This window comes from Kitasatospora sp. NPDC007106, assembly GCF_040634455.1.
In the GTDB taxonomy this organism is placed as follows: domain Bacteria; phylum Actinomycetota; class Actinomycetes; order Streptomycetales; family Streptomycetaceae; genus Kitasatospora; species Kitasatospora arboriphila.
In genome coordinates this window covers 1-10,814 of sequence record NZ_JBEYFP010000164.1, presented here as the reverse complement: position 1 = coordinate 10,814, position 10,814 = coordinate 1, and the positions used below count along the sequence as shown (strand labels likewise).

Annotated in this window: 10 protein-coding genes; 7 read left to right on the top strand and 3 right to left on the bottom strand. The window is 74.0% G+C overall.

From position 1 onward, the window contains the following. Both ABZ641_RS16030 and ABZ641_RS16025 read left to right on the top strand, forming a co-directional pair. Positions 1-814: ATP-binding SpoIIE family protein phosphatase (locus tag ABZ641_RS16030; RefSeq protein WP_359982345.1), on the top strand; the 814-nt coding region annotated here is incomplete at its 5' end. 121 nt (positions 815-935) lie between these two features. After that, the gene (locus ABZ641_RS16025; protein ID WP_359982343.1) at positions 936-1,436 is read left to right on the top strand and encodes a hypothetical protein; all 501 of its coding nucleotides are present in this window, start codon (positions 936-938) and stop codon (positions 1,434-1,436) included. A 6-nt stretch (positions 1,437-1,442) separates the two neighbouring features. On the opposite strand, the gene ABZ641_RS16020 is transcribed toward ABZ641_RS16025, so the two are convergent. Then, positions 1,443-1,829, bottom strand: coding sequence for an MmcQ/YjbR family DNA-binding protein (locus ABZ641_RS16020; RefSeq protein ID WP_344625853.1), 387 nt, complete (start codon positions 1,827-1,829; stop codon positions 1,443-1,445). 67 nt (positions 1,830-1,896) lie between these two features. Continuing rightward, positions 1,897-2,802: a diacylglycerol kinase gene (locus ABZ641_RS16015; RefSeq protein WP_359982351.1), complete on the bottom strand. Its 906-nt coding sequence runs from the start codon at positions 2,800-2,802 to the stop codon at positions 1,897-1,899. Between the two features lie 200 nt (positions 2,803-3,002). Here ABZ641_RS16015 and ABZ641_RS16010 point away from each other — a divergent pair, with 200 nt between their 5' ends. Further along, positions 3,003-4,295 carry an RNA-guided endonuclease TnpB family protein gene (locus ABZ641_RS16010; RefSeq protein WP_359982341.1) on the top strand — a complete coding sequence of 431 codons (1,293 nt, stop codon included), beginning with the start codon at positions 3,003-3,005 and terminating at the stop codon, positions 4,293-4,295. On the opposite strand, the gene ABZ641_RS16005 is transcribed toward ABZ641_RS16010, so the two are convergent. Then, a complete protein-coding gene (locus tag ABZ641_RS16005) occupies positions 4,270-5,844 on the bottom strand; it encodes an FAD-binding oxidoreductase (RefSeq protein ID WP_359982348.1) in 1,575 nt (524 codons plus the stop codon). The two genes, ABZ641_RS16010 and ABZ641_RS16005, sit on opposite strands and share 26 nt — an antisense overlap. Before the next feature lie 77 nt (positions 5,845-5,921). Between ABZ641_RS16005 and ABZ641_RS16000 the strand changes: the two genes are divergently transcribed. From ABZ641_RS16000 to ABZ641_RS15985, 4 genes are all read left to right on the top strand, one after another. Beyond that, positions 5,922-6,518 (top strand): TetR/AcrR family transcriptional regulator, encoded by a 597-nt coding sequence (locus tag ABZ641_RS16000; RefSeq protein WP_344625851.1) that lies wholly within the window; start codon positions 5,922-5,924, stop codon positions 6,516-6,518. A 66-nt stretch (positions 6,519-6,584) separates the two neighbouring features. Then, positions 6,585-8,141, top strand: coding sequence for a glycerol-3-phosphate dehydrogenase/oxidase (locus tag ABZ641_RS15995; protein WP_359982338.1), 1,557 nt, complete (start codon positions 6,585-6,587; stop codon positions 8,139-8,141). A gap of 119 nt (positions 8,142-8,260) precedes the next feature. Continuing rightward, positions 8,261-8,578, top strand: coding sequence for a trypco2 family protein (locus ABZ641_RS15990; protein ID WP_359982336.1), 318 nt, complete (start codon positions 8,261-8,263; stop codon positions 8,576-8,578). Between the two features lie 108 nt (positions 8,579-8,686). After that, a partial coding sequence (locus ABZ641_RS15985) for a trypsin-like peptidase domain-containing protein (RefSeq protein WP_359982334.1) occupies positions 8,687-10,814 on the top strand: 2,128 nt, incomplete at its 3' end.

The following is a 10,814-nucleotide window of genomic DNA, read 5'->3' as shown; positions in this document are numbered from 1 at the left end:
CCTCGACGAGACCGCCAACGCCATCGGCGAGGGCCAGTTCGCCACCTGCATCTGCCTGGTCTACGACCCCGTGGACCGCACCTGCACGGTCGCCTCGGCCGGGCACCTGCCGCCCGTCCGGATCGCCCCGGACGGCACCGCCAGCACGGTCGACCTGCCGCCCGGCGTCCCGCTCGGCATCGGCGGCGCCGGTTTCGAGAGCGTCGAGTTCACCCTGCCGGTCGGTGCGACCGTCGCCCTCTACACCGACGGACTGATCGAACGCCGGGGCCAGGACATCGACGAGGGCATCGCCCTGCTCGCCCGCACCCTCGCCGGCCGCCCGCGGACCCTGGAGGAGAGCGCCGACGCGGTGCTCGCCGCGCTGGTCGCCGAGGGCACCGACGACGACATCGCGATGATCCTCGCCCGCGCGCTGCCCGTCCCCGCCGAGCGGATCGCCACCCTCGACCTCCCGGGCGAGGGCCCGCTGCCCGCGCAGGCCCGCCGCTTCACCCGGGCCACCCTGCAGGCCTGGGGCCTGGCCGGGCACTCGGACTTCGCGGAACTGATGGTCAGTGAACTCGTCACCAACGCCCTGCTGCACGCCGATGCGCCGCGCCGGCTGCGGCTCTACCGCGACGACCGCACGCTGACCGTCGAGGTCTCCGACGCCGGCGGCCAGTCGCCGCGGCTGCGCTCCTCGGCCGAGGAGGACGAGGGCGGCCGCGGGATGCACCTGGTCAGCGAACTCGCCCACCGCTGGGGCACCCGCCCCACCAAGGAGGGCAAGGTGGTCTGGGCCGAGGTCGAACTTCCTTACCGCGCCGGATAGTTGTTCGAGGAATTCGCCGATTTCCCGCACGGTGCCCGCTGCCGTGCCCGACGATGGAGGTCCGAGCACCGAGCGGCGCGCGGCCGGCCGGCCCCGCGGCGGCAGAGGGGGATCCGAGCGCATGCCCGTGCACCTGGGGGAGCGGTACACGCTGTCCTTCGCCTGCCTGGCCGAGGTGAAGTCGGCCGGTACCGTGGTCACCACCCGGTGGAAGGTCAGCCAGCTGTCCTCGCCGGAGTACCTCCGTCCGCGCGAGGGCGCCGCCACGACCCTCTTCCGCTGCCCGACCTGCCGGACGGACTTCACCGTCCGGGTGGAGAGCCTGGCCAAGGCCCGGGCGAAGCGGCTCGCCAACCTGGTGGCCGGCGTGGTGCTGCTCGCCCTGCTGCTGCTCTGGGTGCCGATGCTGGTGCACTACGGCGGGCAGACGGTGGACGAGTCCCAGGCCGACTCGACCGTCGGCACCATCGGCCTGCTCGTCCTGGCGACGGCCGTCTCGTTCGTCGGCGGCCTGACCGCCTTCAAGGTGGGCCGTGCCTACACCGGGATCAACAAGCTGCGCAGGACCACCGGCGAGGGCCGGCCCTCCGTCCGGGTGAGGGGCCACAAGTTCTGGCCGTAGCGGGCGTCAGCCGCCGTCGGTGCCGCGGGACCTGACGCCGGGCCAGTCGAGGCGGAGCTGCTGGGCGCGGGGCAGCGAGGCGACCACCAGGTCGTACGAGTCCTCGATCATGTCCAGGACCAGCCGGGCGGGCAGCGAGCCGTCCAGCAGCACGGTGTTCCAGTGGCGCTTGTTGAGGTGCCAGCCGCCGGTGATCGCCGGGTGCTCGGCCCGCAGCCGGACGGCCAGGTCGGGATCGCACTTGAGGCTCACCGACAACGGCGAGCCCTCCAGCGCGCTGAGGGCGAACATCTTCCCGCCGACCTTGAACACCGAGGTCTCGGCGTTGAACGGGAAGGTCTCCTCGGCGCCGTTCAGTGCCAGGCAGGCCGTCTTGAGGGCTTCGGGCGTCATGCCCCCAGTCTGCCCCGCCGCACCGACAGCCCGTCGGACGGGCCGCCGGTGCGGCGGAGGGGTGCGGTCACCCGGTGTCCGCACCCCGCGCGCCTGCCGGCACCAGCAGGCGCAGCGCACCCGGCACCACCTCGACCTGCACCGGCAGCGGGCCGATGTACTCGCCGTCGGCGTAGGCGGTGATGCCGGGGGACTCGATGCGCAGCGAGGAGGTCCGGTGGATCTCGACCTCCTGGTGCTGCACGTGGGTGCCCTTGAAGACGGTCGGGAAGAACCGGGCCACCTTCAGCCGCGGCATCGCCCGGACGACCGTCAGGTCGAACAGCCCGTCGGCCGGGTCGGCCTGCGGGCACATCCGCATGCCGCCGCCGTAGCTGCTGGTGTTGCCCACCGCGGCGAGCACGAGGTCGCGCTCGATGACCGTGCCGTCCGCCAGCACCAGGCGGAACGGCAGCGGCCGCAGGTTGGCGAACTCGACCAGGATCGCCAGGTTGTAGCGCATCCGGCCGCGCGGCCACCGCAGCCGGTTGGTGCGGTCGCTGACCAGCGAGTCGAAGCCGGTGGCGAGCACCGAGCCGAACCAGCGCCCGGTGCCGTCCGCGGTGGTGGCCCGGCCCAGGTCGACGGTGGCGGTGCGGCCCGCGGCGATCACGTCGGCGGCCGCCTCCGGGTCGCCGAGCGGCAGCCCGTATGCGCGGGCGTGGTCGTTGCCGGTGCCGGCCGGGACGATGCCCAGCGGGGTGCCGGTGCCGGCCAGGGCCTGCAGCGCGAGGCTGATCATGCCGTCGCCACCGGCGGTGACCAGGGCGTCCACACCGCGGCCGACCGCCTCCCGGGCGAGCCGGATCGCGTCCTCGGGGTCGGCGCCCGCCGTGTTCAGCACCTCGATGCCGTGCTCCCGCAGCCGGGCGGTGGCCCGGCGGGCGGCCTTCTCGGCGTGCCCGCCGCCCGCGGCGGGGTTGGTGAGCACCATGACGCTGCGCGGCGGCCGGCCGGCCGCGGCGGCGGTCACCTTTGTCCTCCCGGGAAGCCCGGGCCTTCAGCCGGGGTAGATGGTGGTCCCCCCGCCCGGAGGGCGGGAGACGGTCCTCGGTCCGGAGTCGTGAAGCGGCAGAGTGATCTTCGGAGGTTGGGGCGTGAGTCGTTGTCAGTGGCCATCGGTAGGTTGGTCTCGTGCACCTTCGGTACTCCTATCGCGTCTATCCGACGGCGGGTCAGTGCGCTGCGCTGGCACGTACGTTCGGGTGTGCAAGGGTGGTGTACAACGACGCTCTCGCGGCGCGGAAGGAAGCCAGGAAGGCCGGTCGGCCGTACCCCAGGAGCACCGACTTGCAGAAGTCGGTGATTACCTTGGCGAAGAAGACGCCGGAGCGGGCGTGGCTCGCCTCGGTCGGAGTGGACCCCTTGATCCAGTCCCTGCGGGACCTGGACACCGCGTACCGGAACTTCTTCAACTCCGTGTCCGGTAAGCGCGTCGGTCGGCCGGTCGGGCTGCCCCGGTTCAAGAGCCGGAAGGACAATCGGCAGTCGCTGCGATTCACCCGCAACGGGTTCCGTATCCGGGGCAACGGGAAGCTGAACCTGGCGAAGATCGGCGACGTGCGCGTCAAGTGGTCCCGCGAACTCCCGGCGAACCCGTCGTCCGTGACGATCGTGCTCGATGCAGCAGGGCGTTACCACGCCTCCTTCGTGGTGGACGTGGAACCCGAAGGCCTGCCCGAGGTCGGCGACGAGATCGGTGTCGACCTCGGGCTGACCAGCTACGCCGTCATGTCCACCGGTGAGGTGATCGACAACCCGCGGTTTCTTCGCAAGGCGGAGAAGAAGCTCAGGGCCGCACAGCGGGAACTGTCCCGCAAGGCCAAGGGCAGCAGGAACCGGGCCAAGGCGCGCAGAAAGGTCGCCAGGGCGCACGCCAAGGTGGCCGACACCCGCATGGACTGGATGCACAAGCAGACCACCAGGTTGATCGGCGAGAACCAAGTCGTGTACCTGGAAGATCTGAACGTGCGCGGCCTCGCGCGGGGTCTCCTGGCCAAGTCCGTCCACGACGCCGGATGGGCCACCTTCCGGCGCCTGCTCGAAGAGAAAGCCGCGCGCCACGGGCGCACCGTCGGCGTCGTGCACCGTGCGTTCCCGTCCTCCCAGCTCTGCTCGGAGTGCGGACACCGCGGCGGTCCCAAGCCCCTGCACGTGAGGGAGTGGGTCTGTGGTGCGTGTGGTGTGCTGCACGATCGCGACCTCAATGCTGCTCGGAACATCCTGGCCGCCGGGCAGGCGGACAGGCTAAACGCCCCTGGAGGGCCGGTCAGTCCCGGCGTGGCGATCCCACGCCGGGCGCGGCCCGGCGAACGGGGAACCCTCCTCGGCGACCTGCGGACCACGGGTGTCCGTGCTGCAGGCGCGGGAGGAATCCTCGTCCTCCGGGACGGGGAGGATGTCAAGGGATCAGCTTGCCGGGGTTGAGGATGCCGACCGGGTCGACGGCGTCCTTGACGGCACGGAGGATCTTCACGCCGAGCGGGCCGATCTCCTGCTCCATCCACGGGCGGTGGTCGGCGCCGACCGCGTGGTGGTGGGTGATGGTGCCGCCGTTCGCCATGATGGCGTCGCAGGCGGCTCGCTTGGCCGCGTCCCACTGGGCGATCGGGTCGCCCTGCTGGGCGCCGACCACGGTGAAGTAGAGCGAGGCGCCCGTCGGGTAGACGTGCGAGATGTGGCAGAGCACCAGGCCGTTGGCGCCGAGCCCGGCCTGCAGCGCGGCCGTGACGGCCGTCCGGAGCCGGTCCAGGTTCGCCCAGTCGGTGGCGGTCTCCAGGGTCTCGCAGAGCGCGCCGCTGTCCAGCAGCGCGTCGCGCAGGTACGGGGCGGAGAACCGGCCGTGCTCCCAGCCGACGGCCGGCTCGGCGCCCAGCGAGGTGCCGCCGGCGGCGAGCATGACGGCCCGGGTCCGCTCGTGGCGGGCCTCGGCCTGCTCCTTGGTGCCCTCGAAGACGGTGACGGCCAGGCAGCCGCCGGTGACCTGGGTACCGCCGATCTTCTCGGTCATCGCCAGGTTGACGGCGGTCTCGGCCTCGTCCGACAGCCGGATCACCGTCGGGCCGGTGCCCTGCTGCTCGACGGCGCGCAGTGCGGCGGCGCCGGTGGCGAAGTCGGGGAAGCTCCAGGCCTCGTGGACCTTGGCGGCGGGCAGCGGGTGGATCCGCACCCGTACCCGGGTGATGACGCCGAAGACGCCCTCGGAGCCGAGGAACAGCTCGCGCAGGTCCGGGCCGGCGGCCGAGGCGGGGGCACGGCCCAGGTCCAGCACCCCGGCCGGGGTGACCACGCGCAGACCGCGGACCATCTCGTCGAAGCGGCCGTGGCCGGCCGAGTCCTGGCCGGAGGAGCGGGTGGCGGCGAAGCCGCCGACGGTCGCGTAGCGGAAGCTCTGCGGGTAGTGGCCGAGCTCCCAGCCGCGCTCGGCGAGCAGCTCCTCGGCGCGCGGGCCGGTGAGGCCGGCGCCGAGCACCGCCTCGCCGGAGACCTCGTCGAGCGCGTGCAGGGCGTCCAGGCGGCGCAGGTCGAGCGAGACGACGGCGCCGAAGGAACCGCGGACGGGGTCGAGGCCGCCGACCACGCTGGTGCCGCCGCCGAAGGGCACCACGGCGATCCGGCGCTCGGCGCAGACCGCGAGGACGGCGGCGATCTCCTCCTCGCTGCCGGGCAGCAGCACCGCGTCCGGCGCGTCCTGCGGCTCGCGGCTGCGGCGGCGCAGCAGGTCCGGGGTGGACTTGCCGCCGGCCCGGGGCAGCCGGTCCGCGTCGGCCGTGCTGAGGTGCGCGGCGCCGACCACGGCCGCGAGGGCGGTGACGTCCTCGGCGGCGAGGGCGGAGGGCCGCAGCCGGACGTCCTCGGCGGCGAGCGGCGCGGCCGCGGCGTCCGCCGAGACGCCGAGGGCGGCGGCCAGCAGGCCCTTGACGTCCTCGGGGAGCGGCTTGGCGAGGGCCGGGTCGCCCCAGGCGTCCCACTTCATCGGGGGGAGGGGCAGCGCGGCGGCGCCGTCCTGACCTGCTTGCGTCTCAGATGCCATGCGTTACAGTATTACGCATTATGTCAAGCAGTAACGAGACCGGGCCGACGGGCCCCGCCGCACCGGCGACGAGCACCGACGACGCGATCCTCGACGCCGCCGCCCACCTGGTCGTCCACCTCGGCGTCCAGCGCACCCAACTGGCGGAGATCGCCCGCCGCGCCGGGGTCAGCCGACCGACCGTCTACCGCCGCTGGCCGGACGTCCGCGCGGTCATCGGCGCCCTGCTCACCCGCGAGATCCGCCGCACCCAGGAGCAGGTCGTCCTCACCGGCGAGGACCGCGAGGCCTTCGTCGACGCCGTCGTCGAGGTCGCCGTCCGGCTGCGCGACCACCCCGTGATCGGCGCCCTGCTGCACTCCGACACGATCACCGAGTACGTCGTCGAACGGCTCGGCACCAGCCAGCGCGGCCTGCTCGACGCCATCGGCGCCGCCGTCCTCCAGGGCCAGCGGCACGGCTCCATCCGCGCCGGCGAACCCACCGAGATGGCCGCCATGGTGCTGCTCATCGCCCAGTCCACCGTCCAGTCGCACCGCATGGTCGCGCAGCTGCTGCCCGAGCAGGCCTGGCGCCGCGAACTGGCCCGCGCCCTGAACGGCTACCTCGCACCCTGACCGCCGCCACCTGACGCCGCCCCGCCCGCCGCCGCCTGCCGCCGACCCGAACGGATACCCCGCGCCGTGACCTCTGCCGCTGCCGCCTCCGCAGCCGGATTCGCCGGAACCAGCGCCCTCAACGCCCGCCGCCGGACGGCCGAACTCGCCGCCCTCGGCGACACCCCGGACATCGACCTGCTGGTCGTCGGCGGCGGCATCACCGGCGTCGGCACCGCCCTCGACGCGGCCGCCCGCGGGCTGCGCACCGTGCTGGTCGAATCCCGCGACCTCGCCTTCGGCACCAGCCGCTGGAGCTCCAAGCTCGTCCACGGCGGCCTGCGCTATCTCGCCTCCGGCCGGATCGGGGTCGCCCGCGAGAGCGCCGTCGAGCGCGGCATCCTGATGACCCGCACCGCCCCGCACCTGGTGCGCGCCCTGCCGCAGCTCGTCCCGCTGCTGCCCTCCGTCGGCCGCGGGCAGGCCGCGCTCGTCCGGGCCGGCTTCCTGGCCGGCGACGCACTGCGGGCCGTGGCCGGCACGCCCGCCGCCGTGCTGCCCCGGGTCCGCAGGATCGGCGCCGAGGAGACCGTCCGGCTGGTCCCCGCCGTCCGCACCGCCGGGCTGTCCGGTGCGCTCGTCGCCCACGACGGCCAACTCGTCGACGACGCACGGCTGGTGGTCGCCGTCGCCCGGACGGCCGCGCACCACGGGGCGACCGTGCTCACCCGGGTCCGCGCCGACCGGGTCACCGGCACCTCCGCCCGGCTCACCGACACGCTCACCGGCGAGACCCTCACCGTGACCGCCCGCGCCGTCGTCAACGCCGCCGGCGTCTGGGCGGGCGAGGTCGACGACGCCGTCCGGCTGCGGCCCAGCCGCGGCACCCACCTGGTGCTGGACGCCGCCGCCCTCGGCCACCCGCGGGCCGCCCTCACCGTGCCGGTGCCCGGCTCCACCAGCCGCTTCGTCTTCGCCCTGCCGCAGCAACTCGGCCGGGTCGCCGTCGGCCTCACCGACGAGGACGCCCCCGGACCGATCCCGGACGAGCCGCAGCCGACCGGAACCGAGATCGCCTTCCTGCTCGACACCGTGAACACCGCGCTGCAGACCGCCCTCACCCGCGAGGACGTCCGCGGCGCCTTCGCCGGCCTGCGCCCCCTCATCGACACCGGCGGCGGCGCCACCGCCGACCTCTCGCGCAAGCACGCCGTGCTCGACTCCCCGAACGGTGTCATCACCGTCGTCGGCGGCAAGCTGACCACCTACCGGCAGATGGCCGAGGACGCCGTCGACACCGCCGTCCGCCTCCGCGGACTCTCCGCCGGGCCCTGCCTCACCCGCCGTCTGCCCCTGGTCGGCGCCCCCGGCCGCAGCGACAGCCGGCCCACCGCCGGTCTGCCCGCCTCCCTCGTCGCCCGCCACGGCGGCCTCGCCGCCGACGTCGCCGCCGCCGCGGTCCCCCGGCCCCTGGAGCCGGTGGCCGAAGGCCTCGACGTCACCCGCGCCGAGATCGCCTACGCCCTCACCCACGAAGGCGCCCTCGACACCGAGGACGTCCTGCACCGCCGCACCCGCATCGGCCTCGTCCCCGCCGACGCCGACCGCGCCCGCCCCGCCGTCGACGAGATCACGACCGCCTGAGGGGCTATCACATCCCCCGCCACCTTCGCCAAGTGCCGACGGCGCCGGCCGTCCGGCCGCTAGCCTGACGGCCAGTCGAACGGGCGTGGGGTGCGCCCGCACAGCTGTGGGGGTGGGGTATGGAGATCGGTCTGGCCGACGCCGTGGACGCCGTGCGCAAGGAACTCCTGGAGGCGGCCGCCAGGGGAGCGGACCAGCCGCTCTCCTTCGAGGTCGGCCCGATCGAGATGGAGTTCGAGATCGAACTGCGCGCCGAGGCGAAGGCGGGCGGCAAGTTCAAGGCCTGGGTCGTCTCCGCCGAGACCGAGGCGGGAGTGTCCCGTGGCCGTACCCACCGGGTGGCGTTCACGCTGACCCCGCGAGGCACCGACTCGGCCAAGGTGAACATCGGGGACCACGTCGCGTACAACGGCCCTCACGAGGACGACGTCGACTGACGCCGCCCACGGCGGGCCCGGGAGCCACCACGCCTCGACCGCCCGGCCCGGCCCGCCGGAGTCCGCCTGAGCCCTGCGGACGGCCCAGGCGCGCCGATTCACCGGGCGGTGACGAACACTCAAGGGGGAGCGGTGGACCGCGAGCGGCTGGTCGAGGTGCTCGGCGAGGACAACAGGGGCACGGGGTACCTGATCGGACCGCGCCTGGTCCTCACCTCGGCGCACGTCGTCGGCGAGGTCGGGACGACGGCACGGGTCCTGCAACCGGGCCGACGACCCCGGTACCGGTCGACCGTGGTGTGGCGCGGCGATCCGGGTGGTGACACCGATGCGGCCCTGGTACGGGTGGAGCCCGCCGTGTGGCAGGGACCGGAGGGCACGGCCGAACCCTGGGGCCGACTGGCCACCATGCGACCCGGCCAGGAGGCCGAGACCTGGGGCGTCCCCTGGGTGATCCAGGACGGCGGCAGCGCCGACCGCACCGAGCGTTTCACCGAAGCCATGCAGCTCAGGGGAACGATCAACCCGGGCAGCGGCTACGTGGGCGGACGCCACCTCCTCGCCCTCTCCGACCACGCCATGGCACAGTGGGCCGGCACCGGAGTGCCCTGGGCGGGGCTCTCCGGCGCCGCGGTGGTGTGCAACGGACTGCTGATCGGTGTCGTGAAGGCGGACCTGGTGAGGTTCGGCCACACCGTGCTGGAGGTCGTCCCGGCCCACGTGCTGCATGCCGACGAGACCTTCCTGAAGGCCCTGGAGGCCCACGGGGCCGACTCCCGCACCCTCGGCCAGGCGGAGTTCGACCGACTGCGCCGTGCCGACCTCCCCGCACCTTCGGACGGGTCGCTGCCGCCCGCCGCCCTGCTGCACGCGGGCCGGGAAGTGGTCGGCTTCCACGGTCGCGAGGAGATCCTCGAACGGCTCAAGCAGTGGTGCACGCCGGCCGGCTTCGGCGTCCGACTGCTGCACGGCCCCGGAGGCCAGGGCAAGACGAGGCTCGCCGCCCGCCTCGCGGAAGCACTCCGGACGGACGACTCCCGGTGGACGGTGCTGTGGCCGGACGCGACCGCCTCGCCGGAGGACCTGGCAGGACTGCAGGACAGCACGAACCCCGTACTGGTCGTGCTCGACTACGCCGAGGCACGGCTCGACCAACTGTCCGGCCTGCTGAAGACGGGTGGGCTCCACCGCGGCAACGTCCCGATCAAGGTGCTCCTGCTGGCCCGCACCGCCGGCGGCTGGTGGGAGAACGCGAAGTGGGCACGCGACGGTGCGCCCCTGCGCCCGGCACCCGTCGACGAACTCCCCGCGCTCGCCGCCGACGAGGCGACACGCGCCCTCCTGTACCGGCACGCGGTGACCGCCTTCGCAGGTCGCCTCTCCGACCCGGAGGGCACGCCGGAGGACAGGACCTGGAAGGCCCGGGCCGACCGGCTTCCCGCGCCCGCACCACGCAAGCTGGCCTCGGGCAACGTCCTGACCCTGCACATGACGGCCCTGGCCGACCTGCTGGACGAAGGCGTTGCGGACGGGGATCCGGCGCGGCACGACACCGAGGGGGACGCCGAGGACCGCATCCTCGAGCACGAGAGGCTCTACTGGGCCCAGGTCGAACGCGAGCGCCCGCTTCCGGACGGACTCGGCGGGGGGAGCGCACCGGCCGACGCACTGGCCACGGTCGCGCTGCTCGGCGGGGCCCCACTGGGCGGACGGGACCGGGAGGCGCTGCTGCGGCGCTCGCCCGTCCTCGCCGACCTCCGGGCGCACGAGATCAGGCAGGTCCGCGAATGGGTCGGGGCGGTCTACCCGGTGGCCGCCGAGGACCCCTGGGAGGTCCTGCAGCCCGACCGGCTCGCCGAGCGCTTCGTGGGTCGGCACGTCCTCTCCGATCCCGAGTTCGTCGACGGTCTGCTCGCCGAGGCGGAGCCCGGCCGGATGTCGGTCCGGGCACTCACGGTGCTCGCCCGGGCCGCAGCCCATCCGCCGCTGCTCGGCACGCTCGACGAGCTGATCACCGATCTGTGCGTCCGTCACGCGGACGGTCTCGGGACGGCCACCATGGACGTGGCCACCCAGGTGGAGCGACCGCAGCCGCTGGTGGACGCCCTGCAGCAGCGGGTCGAATCTCCGGAGACTCCGCTGTCGTCGCCCCGCTGCCCCGCGTTCGACGGCGCGTACTCCGGACCGGCCAGCCGCGGGTCGATCCCCAGCGGCAGCCCCATCCGCAGCGTCAGCT

What these genes read in the sequence shown, in the direction of transcription:
- ABZ641_RS16020 (WP_344625853.1), bottom strand. Translation starts at nt 1,829, where the DNA reads ATGACGCCCGAAGCCCTCAAGACGGCCTGCCTGGCACTGAACGGCGCC.
- ABZ641_RS16005 (WP_359982348.1), bottom strand. Translation starts at nt 5,844, where the DNA reads ATGAAGTGGGACGCCTGGGGCGACCCGGCCCTCGCCAAGCCGCTCCCC.
- ABZ641_RS16015 (WP_359982351.1), bottom strand. Translation starts at nt 2,802, where the DNA reads ATGGTGCTCACCAACCCCGCCGCGGGCGGCGGGCACGCCGAGAAGGCC.
- ABZ641_RS16000 (WP_344625851.1), top strand. Translation starts at nt 5,922, where the DNA reads ATGTCAAGCAGTAACGAGACCGGGCCGACGGGCCCCGCCGCACCGGCG.
- ABZ641_RS15990 (WP_359982336.1), top strand. Translation starts at nt 8,261, where the DNA reads ATGGAGATCGGTCTGGCCGACGCCGTGGACGCCGTGCGCAAGGAACTC.
- ABZ641_RS16025 (WP_359982343.1), top strand. Translation starts at nt 936, where the DNA reads ATGCCCGTGCACCTGGGGGAGCGGTACACGCTGTCCTTCGCCTGCCTG.